This is a genomic window from Tardiphaga sp. 709 (assembly GCF_032401055.1).
In the GTDB taxonomy this organism is placed as follows: domain Bacteria; phylum Pseudomonadota; class Alphaproteobacteria; order Rhizobiales; family Xanthobacteraceae; genus Tardiphaga.
The window spans coordinates 3294909-3313232 of sequence record NZ_CP135529.1 but is presented as its reverse complement, the minus strand read 5'-3'; the positions used below and the strand labels follow the sequence as shown (position 1 = coordinate 3313232).

The following is an 18324-nucleotide window of genomic DNA, read 5'->3' as shown; positions in this document are numbered from 1 at the left end:
AGGCACCCTCTCCCGCGGCGCGCAGCTTCGCTGCGCTGGGGGAGAGGGGAAAAGATCACTTCTTCAATTGCACCTTCAACGTCGCCTCGACCTCGCGGTCGAAGGACGACGCCTTGGCCGGCGCCTTGTCGCGCTGGGTCATGAGGTATGCATCGCGCTTGGCCACCAGCGCTGTGAGCTTGTCGTTCAGCGCTTTGCGATCCTTCATCTGCTTGCCGAGTTCATCGGCGCGCTGCTGCGGAGACAATTTGCGAATGGCCTCAGGCAATTCTTCCTCCTTCACGCTGTCGAGCTTCTGCTTGCCGGCGGACACGTCGCTGACGAGGTCGCCGCCGCCGGTGACGGCTTCCGACGAGACTTTCGCGCGCTTGTTGATGTAGCTCGCCATATCCGTTGCCGAGGCGGGCGCCGCCGCTGCGACTTCCGAGAGCTGTCGTGTCTTGTTCTCGGTGTGCTTCTGTAGTGCGCGGGGGCCGTAAGGGATCACCGTCTTGTTGATGTCATTCTGCAGGATGATGATCTCTTCGTCATAGGGTGTCTCGATGATCACGACCTGGCCGCCATCCTGCGGGATTGCGATGAAACGGCCGTCGCCGCGCTGGGCAACGTCGCGCCAGACCTTCTCCGTATCGCGGGCGGCGCCTGCGAGAACAGCGTTGACGATGATGTCCTTCTGCTTCGCGACTTCGAGCGTGATCGTGTATTTCGTGTCCTGCTGATAATCCATATGCGGCGGTGCGTCACCGACCAGGAAGACGATACGCCGGACATCGTTGCCCTTGGTCCATTGCAGCTTGTTGACGGCGACATCGAGCGCCTCGTTGACGCTTTCCGGCCAGTCGCCGCCGCCCTGAGCCCGGACCTGTAGCAGGTTGCCATAGAGATCCTGGATGTCGGTGGTGAGGTCGAAGGTCTTGGTCACGTAGTCGTCGCCGATGTCGCGATAGGCGACGAGGCCCATGCGGATGTCGGCGTCGGGATTACTGTCGAGGATGGTGGTCGCGATCGACCAGATCTTGCGCTTGGCGCCCTCGATCAGCCCACTCATGGAACCGGTGGTGTCGAGCACGAAGGCGACTTCGACGGTCGGCTTGGCCTGCGCGGAACCGGCGAAAATCGCTTGCGGCAGACTTGCGGCAGCCGCGAGCAGAACGACGCGACCGAGATGGGCTAAGCTCATGGGATGTCTCCGTAATCCGGGCTGCAGCGATGGCTTTCGGCGCATGTCGTCGCTTGCGGAATCCTGTGGCCGGCTTGCGACATTCATGCGGCCGACCGGCGGGAGACGTGATGTGCGGCCCCGCCGAAATCGGCTAAGTTTGTCGCCATGGAATCGAACGCCGTTCACACCCCCGCGCTGATTTTCGATCGCCGCCAGTCCGAGACGGCGCTGGCGATTGCGCGCGGAACCACAAGGCTGCTGCGTTCGCTCGGGTTTTCGTGCGTCAGCGAACTGCCGCTGCCATCCGGACGGCGTGCGGATCTGGTCGCGCTGAACGAGCGCGGCGATATCTGGATCGTCGAGATCAAGTCGTCGATCGAGGATCTGCGGGCGGATCAAAAATGGCCCGAGTACCGCGCGCATTGCGACCGGCTGTTCTTCGCCTTCGCGCAGGATCTGCCGTGCGAGATTTTTCCCGCCGACACAGGCCTGATCGTGGCGGATGCCTATGGCGCGCATGTTCATTGCGATGCACCGGAGCATCGTCTGCCGGCGCCGACGCGCAAGGGCATGCTGTTGCGCTTCGCGATGACTGCGGCGCACAGACTGAACAGGCTGCACGACCCTCAAGGTCATGCAGCCTGGCCGAACGAGATTTAGCTTTTAAAGAAGGCTTAGCGCGGCGCGCGCTTGGCGAGAATGCGCTGCAGCGTACGGCGATGCATGTTCAGACGACGTGCGGTCTCCGAGACGTTGCGATTGCACATCTCATAGATGCGCTGGATGTGTTCCCAGCGTACGCGGTCAGCCGACATCGGGTTGTTCGGCAATTCGGACTTGTCATTGTCGATCGCAAGCAGCGCCGCAACGACGTCATCGGCATCGGCCGGCTTCGACAGATAATCGACAGCGCCCATCTTCACCGCGGTCACGGCGGTGGCGATGTTGCCGTAGCCGGTGAGCACGATGGCGCGCGCATCCGGACGCTGCTGCTTCAGCGCCGACACGACATCGAGGCCGTTGCCGTCACCGAGGCGAAGATCGACCACGGCAAAAGCGGGTGCTGATTTGCTGATCTGGGCGAGACCTTCGGAAACGGAGTCGCAGGATGTGACCGTGAAGCCGCGCGTTTCCATCGCACGCGAAAGACGCTCCAGAAACGGCTTGTCGTCCTCCACGATCAGGAGCGAGCGGTCGGTCTGTTCAGTCACTTCGGCGAGCGCATTCACGGTTCAAAATCCTCCATATCCAATACGATACCATATGGCGCTGCCGAATGCAGCTGCCAAGGGTGGGAAGATTTGAATGGCTTGATTGTGAAGTTAATCCAAAGCGTTTTGTCCCGTAAAACGGGTGGTTAATTCTAATCACGGTGATACATCAGCGCGGCGTGTTGTCGCAGAGCAGCATGATGGACGAAACGTAATGAAAGCAGATCCGGAATGGACGCGACTCCGACTGGGCCGAAGAAGCCCGAGGTAAATGACGAGACATCAGCTCGCTACGACGGCTGGCGTATCGTTGGTGTTTGTTTCCTGCTCGCGACATTCGGCTGGGCGCTCGGCTTCTATGGCCAGAGCGTATATCTCGCGGAACTTCAGCGCGTGCATGGCTGGCCGGCCTCGACCATCGCAACGGCCACGACCTTTTTCTATCTCGTCGGTGCATTGCTGGTCGCATTCGTGAGCGAAGCGATGCGTGCGCTCGGGCCGCGCAACTGTTTGCTGGCCGGTGTCGGCGTGATGGCTTTCGCCACCATCCTGCTCGGACAGATCACGTCGCCCTGGCAGCTCTATGCGGTGAATGTGCTGCTCGCATTTGGATGGGCCGGCACCAGCCTCGGCGCCATCACCAACACGCTCGGTCTGTGGTTCGACAAGAAGCGCGGCATGGCCATCAGCCTTGCGCTGAATGGCGCGAGCTTCGGCGGCATCGTCGGCGTGCCCTTACTGGTGACGGCAAGCAATGCATTCGGCTTTGGCGGCGCGACTATCGCAGCAGCGATCGCTATGCTTGTGCTGCTCGTCCCGGTGATCATCATCTTCGTCGGTCATCCGCCGCATCGCGCAGCACTCGCCACACCGGACGGTGTTGCTGCTACAGCCAACGCGCCATCGTCGACACGGATTCGCGCGGAGGCGATGCGTGACGTGGCGTTCCTGACGCTCACGATTGCCTTCGCGTTCGGATTGTTCGCACAGGTCGGCTTCATCGTTCACCTGATCTCGTTTCTCGATCCGGTGATCGGCCGCGAGCGAGCGGCGGCCGCGGTCTCGCTGCTGACGCTGATGGCGGTGGTTGGCCGAGTCTTGTTCTCGACAGTGATCGACCGGCTCAATCAGCGACTTGCATCGGCGCTGTCGTTTCTCAGTCAGGGCGTCGCGCTCGCCATTGTCATCAACTCGCGCAACGAAGCGCTGCTATTCTTTGCTTGCGCGCTGTTCGGATTCTCGGTCGGTAATCTGATCACGCTGCCGGCGCTGATCGTGCAGCGCGAATTTGCTGCGCGCTCGTTCGGGGTGCTGGTCAGCCTGATCACGGCGGCGACGCAGGTCACCTACGCTTTCGGTCCGGGCATCGTCGGCTGGCTGCGCGATCTTTCGGGCAGTTACGCCGTGCCGTTTTATGTCTGCATGGCGTTGCAGGTGGCCGCGGCAGTGTTGATCATGGTGCGGGGGCGGAAGGTGGAGCTCTGACCTCATGGTGAGGAGGCGCATTTGCGCCGTCTCGAACCATAAATTGGCTTGGCTCCGAGCTTGAGGCCATCCTTCGAGACGCGCGCAAGGGCGCGCTCCTCAGGATGAGAACTGAGTTTATGTCTGCCGCTGCTTCAGCAGCTCCTCAACGTCCAGCCGCTTCGTAAACATCGCGATGCCGCCATTGGCATCGCGCGGCCAGTCCGCCTCCGGCCGATCCCAATACAGCTCGACGCCATTCTGGTCGGGGTCGCGCAGATACAGCGCTTCGCTGACGCCGTGGTCGCTGGCGCCGTCAAGCTGAATGTCGGCCGAGAGCACGCGGTGCAGCGCGTCGGCTAATGCGGCGCGCGTCGGATACAGGATCGCAGTATGGAAAAGACCTGTGGTGCCGGGCGCCGGTGGCTGGCCGCCTTTGCTCTCCCAAGTATTGAGGCCGATGTGGTGATGGTAATCGCCGGCCGCGATGAAGACAGCCTGATCACCATAGCGCTGCTTGACCTGAAAGCCGAGGACGTCGCGGTAGAAACCGAGCGCGCGATCGAGGTCGGCAACCTTCAGATGAACATGCCCAATCCGTGTGCCTGCGGGGATCGGCGGGGTTGGGTCGGGCATGTGGGAGCTCCTGATTTGCGTGATGCTCAAGACGATCTAGTCACGGGATCGCAGGATCGGTAGAGCGTCTTCGCGAAACCCATCGTTTCCGGGAATTGGATTGATGGGTCTCGCCGCGCTCTGTCGCATCCCAGGGAGCATCGCCTACGCAAGCTCCGAGACCAGCCCGTCCGGCAGGCCGAATTCGTAGGTGTTCAGCGTCATCGAGACCATGGTGTAGTAGCCGCACAGGCCGATGATCTCGACGAGGCCCTGTGCGCCCAAGGTCTCGGTGGCCTCGTCATAGAGCGGCTTGGACAGGCCCTGCGCCTCGTGCAGTGACCGGGCGACGTCATAGATCACCCGTGCTATCTTTTCGCTGAAACTCGGCGTGCGGCGGTTCTTGATGTCTTCGATGATGGCGGGATCGAGGCCGCCGTCGAGCGCCATCTTCTTGTGCGCATACCATTCGAAATGCGCGGTCCAGTGCCGCGCGGTGACGAGGATCGCCAGCTCGGCATGCGCGGGTGTCAGCGTGGTGTCGTAGCGCAGAAACGCGCCGAGGCGGGTCGCGTGCCGGGCCATGTTCGGGCTGGCGAGCCAGGCCATCATCGGCTCCGGCGGGCGTCCGCGCTTGCTGGCGATCGACTCGTCATAGATGGACTTCTGGTCGGCAGACATTTCGCCAGGCGAAAGCCACTTGAGACGCATGTTGTTTCCTCGTGTGTTTTTGCTCGTCGTTCTCTGGCGATACACCGGAATGGCGAGCCTGACCACTTCCGCTTTGCAGCAGGCCATTGAATTCCACGAAGTGGCGAGTAAGCTTCGCCCAACAACATTGCGGATGCTCGGCATCCCGCACACAAAACGGATGGAAACGCTGATGTCGGATCTCGATCAATTTCGCAGCGAGACGCGTGCCTGGCTTAAGGCCAATTGCCCGCCGGAGATGCGGAGGCCGATGAGTTCGGACGAAGATACGTTCTGGGGCGGTCGTCATGCCAAGTATTCTTCCGAGCCGCAGCGGATCTGGTTCGAACGGATGCGCGACAAGGGCTGGACCGTGCCGCATTGGCCAAAGGAATATGGCGGCGGCGGACTCGACGGCGAACAGACGAAGATCCTGCGCCAGGAAATGGCAGCGATATCGGCCCGTCTGCCGCTGGTGTCGTTCGGCATTTCCATGCTCGGGCCGGCGCTGCTGAAATATGGCACCGACGCCCAGAAGCAGGAGCATCTGCCGAAGATTGCTGCGGGCCTGATCCGCTGGTGCCAGGGCTATTCGGAACCCAATGCCGGCTCCGATCTCGCCTCGCTGCAGACGCGCGCCGAGAGCGACGGCGATGATTATCTGATCACCGGCCAGAAGATCTGGACGTCCTACGCGAATTACGCCGACTGGATATTCTGCCTGGTGCGCACTGATGCGTCCGGCAAGAAGCATGACGGCATCAGCTTCATCCTGTTCGACATGGCGTCGAAGGGTGTCTCGACCAAGCCGATCCTGTTGATCTCCGGCAAGTCGCCATTCTGCGAAACCTTCTTCGACAATGTCCGCGTGCCGAAGTCGCATGTGCTCGGCACCGTCGATCGCGGCTGGGACGTTGCGAAATATCTGCTGCAGCATGAGCGCGCGATGATCTCCGGCATGGGCGAGCGCGGCGCTGGCCGACCGCTTGGCCAGGTGGCCGCCGACTCCATCGGGGCGGACGAACAGGGCCGCCTCGACGATGCGATGCTGCGCGGACAAATCGCAAATTTCGAAGTCGATGAGGCCGCATTGGCCTGCGCGGCCGAGCGCGCCGTCGATCTGGCGAAAGCCGGGCAAGCGCATCCGGCGTTCTCGTCGGCGATGAAATATTACGGTACCGAACTCAACAAGCGCCGCCATGAAATCCTGATGTCGTCAGGTGGCATCGATGCGCTGGAATGGGAAAGCCAGCGCTCGCATGAGGGCGCACGTCCGCGTGCGTGGCTGCGTACCAAGGCGAATTCGATCGAAGGCGGCACCAGCGAAGTGATGCTGGGGATTGTCGCCAAGCGCATTCTGGATTTGCCGGGGGCGTGACCCACACTCCGTCGTTATGCCCGGCCTTGTGCCGGGCATCCACGTCTTTCCTTGCGGCGATGACGTGGATGGCCGGGACAAGCCCGGCGATGACGAGTTTCCATTTCATGCGACGTCTTCCAAATTATTGAAACCGGATCACACCCATGCCTCTCCTCCTCAACGAAGAACAGACCATGCTGCGCGACAGCGCCCGCGGCTTTATCGGCGACAAGGCGCCGGTCAGTCATTTCCGGCAGCTCCGCGATAGCAAGGATGCGACCGGGTTCTCGCGCGACTACTGGCGCGCGTTTTCCGAGATGGGATTTGCCGGGCTGCTGGTGCCGGAAGCATTTGGCGGTAGCGGGCTCGGCGCCGTCGAAGCCGGCGTGGTGATGGAGGAGATCGGCCGCACGCTGATGCCGTCGCCATTCTTCTCCACGGCTGTGCTGGGCGTTTCGGCGCTGAATCGGGGCAGCGACGCACAGAAGGCGGAATACCTGACAAAGATCGCCAACGGCGCGCTGCTGGCGGCGCTGGCCATCGACGAAGGCGCGAAGCATCGCCCGTTGCAGACGGCGATGAAGGCCGCGCGCTCCGGCAATGGCTTCAAGCTGAATGGCGCGAAGGCCTTTGTCGTCGATGGCCACACCGCCGATCTCCTGATCGTCGCGGCGCGCAGTGCAGGTGCGCCGGGCGAGCGCGACGGCCTCACGCTGTTTCTGGTCGATCCGAAGGCCAAGGGCATCGCGCTGGAGCGCACCGCGATGGTGGATTCGCACAATGCAGCGCGGGTCACGTTCGAGAATGTCGAGGTCACCGCTGACAGCGTGCTCGGCGATGTCGATCAGGGCGGCGCATTGTTGGACAGCGTGCTGAATATCGGCCGCGGCGCCGTCGCCGCCGAAATGGTCGGCTTGTCAGACGAAGTGTTCGGCCGCACCGTGACCTATCTCAAGGAGCGCAAGCAGTTCGGCAAACTGATCGGCGAATTCCAAGCCCTCCAGCACCGCGCCGCGCATCTCTACACCGAGATCGAGGTGACGCGTGCAGCCGTGCTGAAAGCGCTGCAGCTCATTGATGATGGTGCGCCGACCGCGCCAGCCGCGATTGCCGTCGCCAAGGCCAAGGCCGGCACCACGGCGACGCTCGCCGTGCAGGAAGGCGTGCAGATGCATGGCGGCATGGGCATGACCGACCAGTTCGACATCGGCTTCTTCATGAAGCGCGCGCGGGTCTGTCAGGAATTGCTGGGGGACAGCAATTACCACGCGGATCAATTGGCGCGACTGAAGAATTATTGAGTGCGGGTTCTTAACCTCTCCCCGCAAAAACGGGGAGAGGTTAGAAAGAAGTAGCTTACCTGATCGGCGGCGCGTATTGGATGCCGCCGGCGCTCCAGATCTGGTTCAACCCGCGCGGAATCTTCAGCTTCGAGCCTTCGCCGATATTGCGGTCATAGACTTCGCCGTAATTGCCGACATGGCGGATGATGCGGGCGGCCCAGTCCTTCGAGAGGCTGAGGTCTTCGCCGTAAGCGCCTTCGGTGCCGACCAGACGCATCACGTCGGGCTTCTTGGACTTTAGGGCTTCGTCGATGTTCTTCGAGGTGATTCCGAGCTCCTCGGCATTGATCATGGCGTAGAGCGTCCACTTCACGATCATCATCCAGTCGTCGTCACGCTGGCGCACCACGGGGGCCAGCGGCTCCTTGGAGATGACGTCGGGCAGGATCAGGTGATCGTCGGGCTTGCTCATGGTCAGGCGCAGCGCATAGAGCTGCGACGCATCCGCCGTGAAAGTGTCGCACTGGCCGGAATTATAGGCCTTGAGGACTTCGTCCAGCTTCGGAAACTTCACTTCGGTGTATTTGATGTTGTTACTGCGGAAGTAGTCGGCGAGATTCAGTACCGTCGTGGTGCCGTCCTGGACGCAGACCTTGCTGCCATCGAGTTCCAGCGCAGAATCGATCTTGCGGGATTTCGGCACCATGAAGCCCTGGCCGTCATAATAGGATACGGCCGGGAAATAGAGATCGTAATTGGTTTCGCGCGACATGCTCCATGTAGAGTTGCGCGACAGGATATCGACCTTGCGGCTCTGCAGCTCCTTGAAGCGATCCGACGCGTCGAGCGGAACGAACGTCACCTTCTTCGGATCGTTGAAGATCGCGGCAGCGACGGCGCGGCAGAAGTCGACATCGAAGCCGGTCCAGGTGCCCTGCGCATCCGGCGACGAGAAGCCGGGCAGGCCGGTATTCACACCGCACAGTACGGCGTCGCGTTTGACGGTGCGCTTCAGCGTCTTGGTGTCGTAGCGCTCATAGGTGATCGCAGCCGCGGCCACTGCCGTGGCAATCACGAGGCCAATGGCAAGCCCCGTCGTGAAAGTCCGCTTCATCCCCATGCGAAGTCCGCCCCGTCGTCAGATAAAAATATGTCAGAGAAAAACTGGATCGAAGAGCTGCGCGGTGAGGTGCAGATCAGATTTCAGGCTTCTGCCGCACGATGACCTTGGTGCCCACCGGGATCCGGTCATAAAGGTCGGCGACATCGGCATTGACCAGCCGGAAGCAGCCGGACGATACGGCGGTGCCGATGGTGTCTGGCCGGTTGGTGCCGTGGATGCGATAGACGGTGGCGCCGAGATAGAGCGCGCGGGCGCCGAGCGGATTGCCGGGGCCACCCGCCATGAAGCGAGGAAGGTAAGGCTGGCGCGCGATCATTTCCGGCGGCGGCGTCCAGTCCGGCCATTCCGCCTTGCGCGAGATCTTCAAGAGGCCCTGCCACTGGAAGCCGTCGCGGCCGACTCCGATGCCGTATCGCAGCGCGCGACCATTGCCTTGCACCACATAGAGATGGCGTTCGGAGGTCGCGATGATGATGGTGCCCGGTGCCTCGGTGGTGCGGTACAGCACCATCTGCTTCTGGAATTCCGGTTCAAGCTGAACGGAGTCGTCGGCAATTAGCCCGGGCTCGTCGCCGACATCCGGACGCGGCTGCTGGGCGAGGCCTTGCGTGATCGACAACATCAGGCTGGCTGCGGCGACGAGTTGAAAGCCAAGCAGGCGGCGGATGTTGATCATCGCAGGCATCTCCGGTTTCGCGTCCGATATTCTGTATCATCCCAGCCAAATTACGGGAACCATGAAATCAGCGGGCATAGCGACGGTCCGCGCGCGGACGTCGTGAGTCGCCGGCATATTTGCCGTTCGCGGGTGACGATTTGATTAAAGGTCACCGCGTCTATTTCGGTGCGATCCACAGACGCAGCACGTAGCTGACGAGGGTCACACTGGCGACGCCGCCCAGCCACAGCGCAACAAACCACAACAGGCGTTGTATCAGCGGGCGCTTGTCTGAAGGGACGGGCTTTTGCTGCGACGCAGGTGCCATCAGTGATAGCCCGCGCCGGCGCGAACCTTGCCGCGAAACACGTAATAGGCCCAGGCGGTGTAGCCGAGGATGATGGGAACCAGCACGGCGACGCCATAGCTCATGAAATGCAGGCTGTTGTCGGGCGACGCGGCCTGCCAGATGGTGATGCTGCGCGGCACGATATAGGGCCACATGCTGATGCCCAATCCCGCATAGGACAGCGCGAACAGCGCCAGCGACAGGAAGAACGGCCGGTAATCCTGTTTGGCCGCGAGGCTTCGCATCAAGAGCGCTGTGATGGCAGCAACCGCAATCGGCACCGGCGCCGTCAGGATGATGTTGGGCCAGGCGAACCAGCGACGCGCATATTCGGCATCCAAAAATGGTGTCGCGATGCTGACGAGGCCGATGGCAGCGAGCATGGCGAATAGCAGCCACCAGCTCAGCCGATAGGCCTGATCGCGCAACGCGCCTTCGGTCTTCAGCACGAGCCAGGTGGCGCCGAGCAGACCGTAGCCGGCCATTAGTGCGAGTCCAGTCAGGACGCTGAACGGTGTCAGCCAGTCCCACCAGCCGCCGCCATAGTGGCGACCATTGACAACGATGCCTTGCAGGATTGCGCCGAGCGCCACGCCCTGCGCCAGCGTGGCCATCAGCGAGCCACCGGCAAAGGCGATATCCCAGAGATTGCGCTCGCGCGTGGTGCGCCAGCGGAATTCGAAGGCGACGCCGCGAAACACCAGCCCCAGCAGCATCACGATCATCGGTGTATACAGCGCCGGCATCAGCACCGCATAGGCCAGCGGAAACGCCGCCATCAGCCCTCCGCCGCCGAGCACCAGCCAGGTCTCGTTGCCGTCCCAGACCGGGGCGACCGAGTTCATCATGACGTCACGATCTTCCTTCTTCGGGAAGAGTGGAAACAGCATGCCGAGGCCGAGATCGAAGCCGTCCATCACGACATAGACGAACACGGCAAAGGCGATGATGAAGGCCCAGACGACCGCGACATCGATCATGACGCGCGCCCCGATGCGGTTGCACCCACAGCCGGGGTAATGCCCGCCGCGCGACTTGGGACGTTGCCGGCCGGGCCTTGCTCATCATGATGGGGCGGCACGGCCATCAACCGCAGCAGATAGATCGTGCCGGCAGCGAAGACCAGGAAATAAACGATGGCGAAGGCGATCAGCGACGACGCCACGGCTGGTGCCGCCAGCGGCGAAACCGAAGCGCTTGTTCGCAGCAGGCCGAACACCGTGAACGGTTGCCGCCCCGTTTCGGTCGTCACCCAGCCGGCCAGCACGGCGATGAAGCCGGCCGGGCCCATCGCGAGCGCAAAGCTGTGAAGCAAACGCGACTCATAGAACTTGCCGCGGAAGCGCATGAAGAGGCTCAGCAGTCCCAGCCCCAGCATCAGGAAGCCGATGCCGACCATGATGCGGAACGACCAGAAGGTCACCGGCACCGGCGGCCAGTTTTCGCGCGGAACAGTATCGAGCCCGGCCATTGGCGCATTCAGGTCGTGCTTCAGGATCAGCGATCCGAGCTTGGGTACTTCGATAGCGTAGTTCACTTTGCCTTCGGCCTGGCTTGGGATACCGAACAGGATCAGCGGCGCACCATGGGGATGGCTTTCGAAATGGCCTTCCATGGCCATGATCTTGGTTGGCTGGTGCTCGAGCGTGTTGAGGCCGTGCTGATCGCCGGCAAGAATCTGCAGCGGCGCGACCAGTGTGGCCATCCACATCGCCATGGAAAACATCACGCGCGGGCCGGGCAGGCGCGTATCCTTGAGCAGATGCCAGGCGCCGACCGCGCCCACCACGAAAGCCGTGGTGAGATAGGCCGCAAGAACCATATGGACGAGCCTATAGGGGAAGGATGGATTGAAGATCACCTTCCACCAGTCGGCCGCAACGAATTGGCCGGCATCGTTGATGCTGTAGCCGGCCGGCGTTTGCATCCAGGAATTCGCCGAGAGAATCCAGAAGGCCGAAAACAATGTGCCGATCGCAACCATCAGCGTAGCGAAGAAATGCAGCCTTGGACCGACGCGCTTGAGGCCGAACAGCATGACGCCAAGAAAGCCAGCCTCAAGGAAGAAGGCGGTGAGGACTTCATAGGCCATCAGCGGGCCGATGATTGGTCCGGCCTTGTCGGAGAAGGCCGACCAGTTGGTGCCGAACTGGTAGGACATCACGATGCCCGAGACCACGCCCATGCCGAAGGCAACGGCGAAGATCTTGAGCCAGTAGTTGAACAGGTTGAGGAAGACGTCGCGCCCGGTCCACAGCCAGAGCGCTTCGAGCACCGCGAGATAGCTCGCCAGCCCGATGGAGAACGCGGGAAAGATGATGTGAAATGACATCGTGAACGCAAATTGCGCTCGGGCTAGTATGACAGGGTCAAAGCCTTCGAACATCTGCATCCGTCCATGTGTAGTCTGGACGTGTTCTATCATGCAGAGCGCGCGGGCGAAACTGTGCGAGGTCTTTCGTTAGTTGGCCGCCCGCATTCGGCAACGTCTTGAAAAGGCTGTCCATCTGCCCACATTGGCGTTCGCCGTCGGACTCGTAGACAATTTGTCCAATTTTGTCAGATGTATTGCGCAGGTCGATGCGAAAGTTCGTGCGCCTGCCGACGATGACAAGGCCGCAGCTCCAAACAGAATGCGACCCGGAAGGGGGCATCCCGTCCGGGTCGCTGGAGGTGGGGAGGTTTACGCGAACTGACTCTGGAACGTTAGAACAAAAGGAACGCGGCAGATTACGCTGCGATACTGTCGATGCCGGCGGTCTTCAGGAGATCGGCGAGCTGCTTGCGGGCGTAGAACATGCGGGTCTTCACCGTCGATGCGGGGATACCGATCAGGCCGGCCACCTCTTCCACTGACTTCTCATGATAGTAGACGAGGTTGACGATCTCGCGATGCGCCGGCGACAGCTTGGCGACACAGGCGCGAAGAATGGCGCTGGTGCGGCTGCGATCGAGCGATGCCTCAGGTGTATCGGCCTGGTCGGCGATTTCCATGACATCGTCCTGGTCGATGTCTTCATATTTACGCTGGCGCAGCGCAGTCAGCGCCTTGAAGCGTGCAATCGACAACAACCAGGTGGAGACCTGCGAGCGGCCTTCGAACTGGCTGGCGGTCCGCCACACATCGAGGAACACCTGGCTGACCAAATCTTCCGCCGCCGACGTGTCACGCAGCATGCGGAGAACGAAGCGATAGACCCGCACATTGTGCCGGGCATAAAGCGTGTGCATCGCTGTGCGGTCGCCGCTGGCAATATTCTCCAGCAGCATCTCGTCCGAGGTGGCGCGGGCCGTAATTATACCCTGCTGACCGGCGGCATTGAGGGCGATGACGTTCTGCATGACTAACTCCCGTAAGAGACCGCGTTGCGGCTTCGTTGGGAGGATTGTTAAGGAGCCCGGGTTTCAGGGCGTCTGCTTCAAAAGCGGAAAATGGTTTCATGGAACCGGAGAATTGTTTCGTCGCAGGGCTAGGGACGAAACATTCAGAGGTGAAATGCGTGTAAATTGAATGAGATAGATTCCAAAAGGGGTGTTCAGGCCTTGTCGCCCACCGGGGAGAACAAATAGCCCCCGCCGCGAATTGTACGGATGACGGCGGGTTTCGTCGGATCGGGCTCGATTTTGCGGCGGATTCGCATGATCCGCAGGTCAACCGCCCGGTCGAAAGCCTCGGCGTCGCGGGCATTGGCCAGTTCGAGCAACCGTTCGCGCGAGAGCACGCGCTTCGGATTCGCGGCGAATACCTTGAGCAGGCCAAATTCGGAGGCCGTCAGCGGATGTTCGTTGCCCTCATCATCACGCAGGGCCTGCGCTTCCAGATCGAGCCATTTCGTGCCGAAGCGCACGAGATGATCCTTGCTCTCCTTGGCAGGCGTTGCGTCTGCTGCTGCGCCCTTCACCGGCGTGCTTCGGCGCAAGACCGAGCGGATGCGCGCCATCAATTCACGGAGTTCGCAGGGCTTGGCGATGTAATCGTCGGCGCCGAGTTCGAGGCCGACGACACGGTCGATCGGGCTTGCGGTGGCGGTGAGCATGATCACCGGCACATTGATGCGGCTCTTGAGGTCACGGATGATCGAGAGCCCGTCTTCTTCGGGCATGTTGAGGTCGAGCACCACGAGATCCGGCACCTTGGTCTCGATCTCGCTGCGCAGGCTCTTGCCGCCGTCGCACAGGGTCACGGCAAAGCCGTGCATCTTGAGATAGTCGCCCACCATCTCGCGGGCGGGCGCTTCATCGTCGACGATGACGATATGCGGGCTCTGGCTCATGACAGGCCCTCACTGGTGGCTGGCAGCAGGATGGTGAAGGTAGCGCCCTGGCCTGGGCCGGGGCTATGTGCGTTCACTTCGCCGCCATGCATGTCGATGATGCGTTTGACGATCGACAAGCCGAGGCCGGTCGAGCTTTCGCCGCCGGTCGGCTTGGCTGACAGCCTCTGAAAACGGCCAAACAGCCGGTCGAGATCTTCCGGCGACAGGCCAGGACCTTCGTCATTAATGCTGATCCGCACATAGTCGGCGTCGCCTGTGATGAGCAGCGCGATCTTGCCGCCGATCGGGCTGTATTTGATGGCGTTGCTGACGAGATTGTCGATGGCTTCGCGCATCCGGTCGGCATCGCACATGGTGAGATCGTGGTGAGCCGGCGCCGAGACGGAGAGATCCTGCTGCTTGTTCACCGCAGACGGCCGGTTCGCTTCCGCGACGTCCCGGACCAGCGTCGCCAGATCGACCGGCTCACGGCGGATGGTGATATCGAAAGCGTCCGCCATGGCGTCGGAGATCAGGTGATCGACCATCGAGGTCAGTCGCTTGGTGGCGTCACGGATGTGATCGACCTGCGCGGAGATGTTTTCCTTCGGCGATCCCGCGGATATCAGCTCGGTCAGCATCTCGGTGCGGCCGAGGATCACGCCGAGTGGATTCTTCAGGTCATGGGCGACGGTGCCCAGAATCTCGTTCTTGAAGCCGTTGGCGCGCTGCAGCCGCAGCCACTGCGCCGAAAGCCGCCGATTGGCCTGCATGAGGGCGCGGGTGCGCTGCGCCACGCGGTCTTCCAATTGCGTATTGGCCTCGTGCAGTTGCTGGTAGAGGATCACGTTGTCGAAGGCGATCGACAACCGGCTGCCGAAGATCTCCACCAGCGAACGATCGGTCTCCGACAATTGCCGCTCCGCCTGCAGCAGCACGACAACCTCGCGGCCGCTGCCGGTGCGAATATAGAGCGCCGTCCGGTGGTCGGCGAAGTCATGCTTGCGGCGCTTGAAGGCCTCTTCGACCATCTGGCGCAGGTCCGGGTCGAGCGACTGCGAGGTCGCGGTACCCATGAAGCGGCTGTAGCAGCCTGATCCGGCAAGGACGGCATAGTCGTCGCCGACAACGCCGCCATCGCGCAGCACCAGAATGCCGGCGCAATCCACATTCAGCAGCGAGGCGATCTGGGTCAGTACGCCTTCGGCAAGCCGCTGCATCGATTTGAAATCATAGAGCGTCGAGGCCGCATCGATGATGATTTCGAGACCGCGCCGCGTCTGCACCATGCGTTCGAGCTGCTGATAGCTGCGCAGCGCCGCGGTCAGCGACGTGAACAGCTTGTCGGCGGTCAGTTCGGTCTTCGCTTTGTAATCGTTGATGTCGTAATCGACGATGACCCGGCGCTCCGGCGCCTGTCCTGGCTGGCCGGTGCGCAGAATGATGCGCACCGTCTCGTTGTGCAGCTCGTTGCGGATGAACTCGACCAGTTCGAGGCCGGCCGCATCTGTCTCCATGATGACGTCGAGCAGTACGGCTGCGATATCCGTATGCTCGCGCATCAGGGCCTGGCCTTCGGCAGCGGAATAGGCCGACAGGATTTCCAGCGACTGGCCGTTCAGGGTGTAATCGCTCAGCGCGAAGCGCGTGCCTTCATGCACGGCCTGGTCATCGTCGATGACCGCGATCTTCCATTTTCGGTTATTGGATTCTTCCGGGACATCACCGGAGTCTTCAATCAGGTAGAGGACATCGTCCTGGTCGGCCATTGCGTAGTCCCGTCAAATGATCCGGCGGCGCCAGTGGCGGCCCGCGGCATGATAATGCGAAATGTCGTGCCTTGTCCCAGTCTTGACTCCAGCATCATCCGGCCACCCAGCTGCTGGGTCACCAGATTGTACACGATGTGGAGGCCGAGGCCGGTGCCGCCTTCGTTGCGGCGGGTGGTGAAAAACGGGTCGAACGCCTGTCGCTGGACGTCCGGGCTCATGCCCGCGCCGTTGTCGGAGAAGCTGATCTCGATATCGTCGGTGCCGCGCGGCTTGGCGGTGATAGCGATGGCGCCGGGCTTGCCGTCCGGGAATGCGTGATTGGCCGCATTTAGGAACAGATTGGTCAGGATCTGGCCGTAGGACCCGGGATAGCCGTCGATCATCAGCCCGTCCGGCACGTCGACTGTCAGCGTGATCGGAGCCTTCTTCAGGACGGGGCGCAGACTGGCGATGATCTGATCAGTGGCCTCGGAGAGGCTGAATTGCCGCCGTTCGGCGTGGGACCGATCCACGGCGACCTGTTTGAAGGACTGAATAAGCTCGCCGGCGCGATGCAGGTTGGCGACCAGTTGCTGCGCCGCATCGCGTGACGTCTTGACGAATTCTTCCAGTTGCGAGCGCCGCAACGGGGCATTGGAGCGCAGTTCGGCCTCGAACATTTCCGAGCGCCGCGCGAAGCTTGATGCCACCGTCAGGCTGATGCCGATCGGATTATTGACCTCGTGGGCCACGCCGGCGACCAGACCGCCAAGTGCGGCCAGCCGTTCGGCGTCAATCAAATTCTGCTGTGCGGCATTTAGTTCGAGCAAGGCGCTTTCGGCCTTTTCTTTCGATGCACGCAGCTCGTTCTCGGCTTCGCGCTTGGCGACGGCATTCTCGCGGAAGACCTCGACCGCGCGGGCCATGGCGCCAACCTCGTCCTTGGCGGCCGTGCCCTGGACCTTGCGATCATAGTCGCCCGAGGTGATCGCGCGCATCGAGGCCATGATCTGCTGCAGCGGCAGGCGGATGCTCAGCGCGATGATGATGCCTGCGGTGATGATCAGCCCAAGGAATGCCGCGGCGATGACCATGACATTGCGGGAGATCGCCGTCAGCGTGCGGTCGAAAGTGGCCTGCGCGGACTGCTCGCGCTGGCGCATCTTGACGGACAGGCCGTCGATCGCAGCAATTGTGTCGGCCTGGCTGGCATCGATCGAATTGCGCAGCAGGTCCGTGCGGCTGGAGAGTTGTTCGGACAGTTTTGCGAGCCCCTGGCGGAGGGCAACTGAGCGTCCCTTGAGCCGCTGCAACGCAATACGCTGTAGATCATTGTCGGCGAGGTCGGTCATGACCGGGATGGTACGCTCGATCGTCTCTGTGTTGCGGCGTGCATCCTCGGCCGAGGCGGATGCCAGCGACAGATAATAGGCGTTGGCGGCGACCAGCATCGCGGTGAATGCCTCACGCGACTTGCCGAGTGCCGGCCAGATCAGCGCGTCGCGCTGGCCGGTGGCGCCTTCGATGATGGAGTACAGCCCCGCCATGTCCTTGGCAGGCCCGAGCACCTGTTCCTCATAGGTCTTGGCAATGGTGGTCTGAAGCGTCCGTAATTCACCGAAGCCGCTGAGGAAGCGCTCGGTGACGCGCTCCAGCTCAGCGACCGAGCCTGACAGCATGGGGTCGGTCGAGGCACGGGTATTCAGTGTCCCAAGCACAGCCTCGCGCAACAGCAGGATTTCGGCGAACAGTTCGGGGCTGGGCTGATTGATATAGCGATGGATCAGGTTCTGCAGCCGGCCGGTCTCGCTCTCGAGCAGGGCCAGAACCTGATCGGATTGCCGGACCTGGCGCACGTCGTCCCAGGCCGAGGACAGCACCCGCGAGCCGCTCCAGATCAGGCCCGCCAGGACGAGGACGACCGCGGAATTCAGGGCTGCGATGGACAGAATGCGCCAGCGGATCGGAATCGCACGGACAGCCGCGACGACGCCGGTCCGGCCTCGCGCCGCCAGCTCGTCCTGTCCTTCAGAAACTCCGTTGTGCGGGCTCGTCACCACAGTTGTGTCATTCGGCCTGGCGAAAGGTTCAATCGGTGAGACAGCCGTGCGTCGCAACCCGGCAATTCGTTTTTCTAGTCTGAAAGAGTTTCGTTGAGGTTGCGAGACAGTTCAATGTAGCAAATACAGGCGGTGCTGGCTATTAACCTGCAACAACTGGTTGAACTAGCGCAGTCCCGATTGAACCGAACGCCGCGACGTCGCAACAGAGTGCTGCGGCAGATCGTGTCCGGTGAACGCCACCGTGCGGGGCAATTTCGATCAAAACTATAATGGAATCATTATTTTATTGGGCGGCGGAAGCTTTGGCCTCCCGACAAGAATGATAGCACAGCAGGCCGG

General features: G+C 61.7%; 17 protein-coding genes. 4 read left to right on the top strand and 13 right to left on the bottom strand.

Annotation, left to right across the window (positions count from 1 at the left end; all coding sequences use genetic code 11):
* Nucleotides 1-55 precede the first annotated feature (55 nt).
* The gene (locus tag RSO67_RS16195; protein WP_315839708.1) at nucleotides 56-1180 is read right to left on the bottom strand and encodes a vWA domain-containing protein; all 1125 of its coding nucleotides are present in this window, start codon (nucleotides 1178-1180) and stop codon (nucleotides 56-58) included.
* A 147-nt stretch (nucleotides 1181-1327) separates the two neighbouring features.
* Here RSO67_RS16195 and RSO67_RS16190 point away from each other — a divergent pair, with 147 nt between their 5' ends.
* Nucleotides 1328-1822 (top strand): MmcB family DNA repair protein, encoded by a 495-nt coding sequence (locus RSO67_RS16190; protein ID WP_315839707.1) that lies wholly within the window; start codon nucleotides 1328-1330, stop codon nucleotides 1820-1822.
* 14 nt (nucleotides 1823-1836) lie between these two features.
* On the opposite strand, the gene RSO67_RS16185 is transcribed toward RSO67_RS16190, so the two are convergent.
* Nucleotides 1837-2391 carry an ActR/PrrA/RegA family redox response regulator transcription factor gene (locus tag RSO67_RS16185; RefSeq protein ID WP_089263491.1) on the bottom strand — a complete coding sequence of 185 codons (555 nt, stop codon included), beginning with the start codon at nucleotides 2389-2391 and terminating at the stop codon, nucleotides 1837-1839.
* Between the two features lie 213 nt (nucleotides 2392-2604).
* On the opposite strand from RSO67_RS16185, the gene RSO67_RS16180 reads away from it, so the two are divergent.
* Complete coding sequence (locus tag RSO67_RS16180; RefSeq protein WP_315839706.1) at nucleotides 2605-3858, top strand: MFS transporter; 1254 nt, start codon at nucleotides 2605-2607, stop codon at nucleotides 3856-3858.
* Nucleotides 3859-3975: 117 nt separating this feature from the next.
* On the opposite strand, the gene RSO67_RS16175 is transcribed toward RSO67_RS16180, so the two are convergent.
* Nucleotides 3976-4473: a VOC family protein gene (locus tag RSO67_RS16175; RefSeq protein WP_315839705.1), complete on the bottom strand. Its 498-nt coding sequence runs from the start codon at nucleotides 4471-4473 to the stop codon at nucleotides 3976-3978.
* Between the two features lie 144 nt (nucleotides 4474-4617).
* Nucleotides 4618-5163 (bottom strand): carboxymuconolactone decarboxylase family protein, encoded by a 546-nt coding sequence (locus tag RSO67_RS16170; RefSeq protein ID WP_315839704.1) that lies wholly within the window; start codon nucleotides 5161-5163, stop codon nucleotides 4618-4620.
* 172 nt (nucleotides 5164-5335) lie between these two features.
* On the opposite strand from RSO67_RS16170, the gene RSO67_RS16165 reads away from it, so the two are divergent.
* Nucleotides 5336-6520 (top strand): acyl-CoA dehydrogenase family protein, encoded by a 1185-nt coding sequence (locus RSO67_RS16165; protein WP_315839703.1) that lies wholly within the window; start codon nucleotides 5336-5338, stop codon nucleotides 6518-6520.
* Between the two features lie 146 nt (nucleotides 6521-6666).
* Nucleotides 6667-7803: an acyl-CoA dehydrogenase family protein gene (locus RSO67_RS16160; protein WP_315839702.1), complete on the top strand. Its 1137-nt coding sequence runs from the start codon at nucleotides 6667-6669 to the stop codon at nucleotides 7801-7803.
* Between the two features lie 55 nt (nucleotides 7804-7858).
* Here RSO67_RS16160 and RSO67_RS16155 read toward each other — a convergent pair whose 3' ends face one another.
* The 9 genes from RSO67_RS16155 to RSO67_RS16115 all read right to left on the bottom strand — a co-directional run bounded on the left by RSO67_RS16155 (nucleotide 7859) and on the right by RSO67_RS16115 (nucleotide 17937).
* Nucleotides 7859-8899, bottom strand: coding sequence for an amino acid ABC transporter substrate-binding protein (locus RSO67_RS16155; RefSeq protein ID WP_315839701.1), 1041 nt, complete (start codon nucleotides 8897-8899; stop codon nucleotides 7859-7861).
* Nucleotides 8900-8981: 82 nt separating this feature from the next.
* Nucleotides 8982-9584 carry a L,D-transpeptidase gene (locus RSO67_RS16150; protein ID WP_068730420.1) on the bottom strand — a complete coding sequence of 201 codons (603 nt, stop codon included), beginning with the start codon at nucleotides 9582-9584 and terminating at the stop codon, nucleotides 8982-8984.
* A 160-nt stretch (nucleotides 9585-9744) separates the two neighbouring features.
* Nucleotides 9745-9894, bottom strand: coding sequence for a DUF2474 domain-containing protein (locus tag RSO67_RS16145; RefSeq protein WP_315839700.1), 150 nt, complete (start codon nucleotides 9892-9894; stop codon nucleotides 9745-9747).
* Nucleotides 9894-10895, bottom strand: coding sequence for a cytochrome d ubiquinol oxidase subunit II (cydB, locus tag RSO67_RS16140; RefSeq protein ID WP_315839699.1), 1002 nt, complete (start codon nucleotides 10893-10895; stop codon nucleotides 9894-9896). Before cydB ends, RSO67_RS16145 begins: the two co-directional genes overlap by 1 nt.
* On the bottom strand, nucleotides 10892-12301 hold the full coding sequence (locus RSO67_RS16135) for a cytochrome ubiquinol oxidase subunit I (RefSeq protein ID WP_315839698.1): 1410 nt from the start codon (nucleotides 12299-12301) through the stop codon (nucleotides 10892-10894). The genes cydB and RSO67_RS16135 overlap by 4 nt, the downstream gene beginning before the upstream one ends.
* 344 nt (nucleotides 12302-12645) lie before the next feature.
* A complete protein-coding gene (locus RSO67_RS16130) occupies nucleotides 12646-13257 on the bottom strand; it encodes a sigma-70 family RNA polymerase sigma factor (RefSeq protein ID WP_093757615.1) in 612 nt (203 codons plus the stop codon).
* A 194-nt stretch (nucleotides 13258-13451) separates the two neighbouring features.
* Complete coding sequence (locus tag RSO67_RS16125; RefSeq protein WP_315839697.1) at nucleotides 13452-14189, bottom strand: response regulator; 738 nt, start codon at nucleotides 14187-14189, stop codon at nucleotides 13452-13454.
* A complete protein-coding gene (locus tag RSO67_RS16120; protein ID WP_315839696.1) occupies nucleotides 14186-15940 on the bottom strand; it encodes a DUF3369 domain-containing protein in 1755 nt (584 codons plus the stop codon). Before RSO67_RS16120 ends, RSO67_RS16125 begins: the two co-directional genes overlap by 4 nt.
* Nucleotides 15910-17937, bottom strand: coding sequence for an ATP-binding protein (locus RSO67_RS16115; RefSeq protein WP_315844269.1), 2028 nt, complete (start codon nucleotides 17935-17937; stop codon nucleotides 15910-15912). The genes RSO67_RS16120 and RSO67_RS16115 overlap by 31 nt, the downstream gene beginning before the upstream one ends.
* Nucleotides 17938-18324 lie beyond the last annotated feature (387 nt).

Coding starts and splice junctions, on each gene's coding strand:
- RSO67_RS16125 (WP_315839697.1), bottom strand. CDS start 14,189: ATGAGCCAGAGCCCGCATATCGTCATCGTCGACGATGAAGCGCCCGCC.
- RSO67_RS16175 (WP_315839705.1), bottom strand. CDS start 4,473: ATGCCCGACCCAACCCCGCCGATCCCCGCAGGCACACGGATTGGGCAT.
- RSO67_RS16120 (WP_315839696.1), bottom strand. CDS start 15,940: ATGGCCGACCAGGACGATGTCCTCTACCTGATTGAAGACTCCGGTGAT.
- RSO67_RS16170 (WP_315839704.1), bottom strand. CDS start 5,163: ATGCGTCTCAAGTGGCTTTCGCCTGGCGAAATGTCTGCCGACCAGAAG.
- RSO67_RS16135 (WP_315839698.1), bottom strand. CDS start 12,301: ATGTTCGAAGGCTTTGACCCTGTCATACTAGCCCGAGCGCAATTTGCG.
- RSO67_RS16150 (WP_068730420.1), bottom strand. CDS start 9,584: ATGATCAACATCCGCCGCCTGCTTGGCTTTCAACTCGTCGCCGCAGCC.
- RSO67_RS16195 (WP_315839708.1), bottom strand. CDS start 1,180: ATGAGCTTAGCCCATCTCGGTCGCGTCGTTCTGCTCGCGGCTGCCGCA.
- RSO67_RS16160 (WP_315839702.1), top strand. CDS start 6,667: ATGCCTCTCCTCCTCAACGAAGAACAGACCATGCTGCGCGACAGCGCC.
- RSO67_RS16180 (WP_315839706.1), top strand. CDS start 2,605: ATGGACGCGACTCCGACTGGGCCGAAGAAGCCCGAGGTAAATGACGAG.
- RSO67_RS16130 (WP_093757615.1), bottom strand. CDS start 13,257: ATGCAGAACGTCATCGCCCTCAATGCCGCCGGTCAGCAGGGTATAATT.
- cydB (WP_315839699.1), bottom strand. CDS start 10,895: ATGATCGATGTCGCGGTCGTCTGGGCCTTCATCATCGCCTTTGCCGTG.
- RSO67_RS16165 (WP_315839703.1), top strand. CDS start 5,336: ATGTCGGATCTCGATCAATTTCGCAGCGAGACGCGTGCCTGGCTTAAG.
- RSO67_RS16155 (WP_315839701.1), bottom strand. CDS start 8,899: ATGAAGCGGACTTTCACGACGGGGCTTGCCATTGGCCTCGTGATTGCC.
- RSO67_RS16190 (WP_315839707.1), top strand. CDS start 1,328: ATGGAATCGAACGCCGTTCACACCCCCGCGCTGATTTTCGATCGCCGC.
- RSO67_RS16145 (WP_315839700.1), bottom strand. CDS start 9,894: ATGGCACCTGCGTCGCAGCAAAAGCCCGTCCCTTCAGACAAGCGCCCG.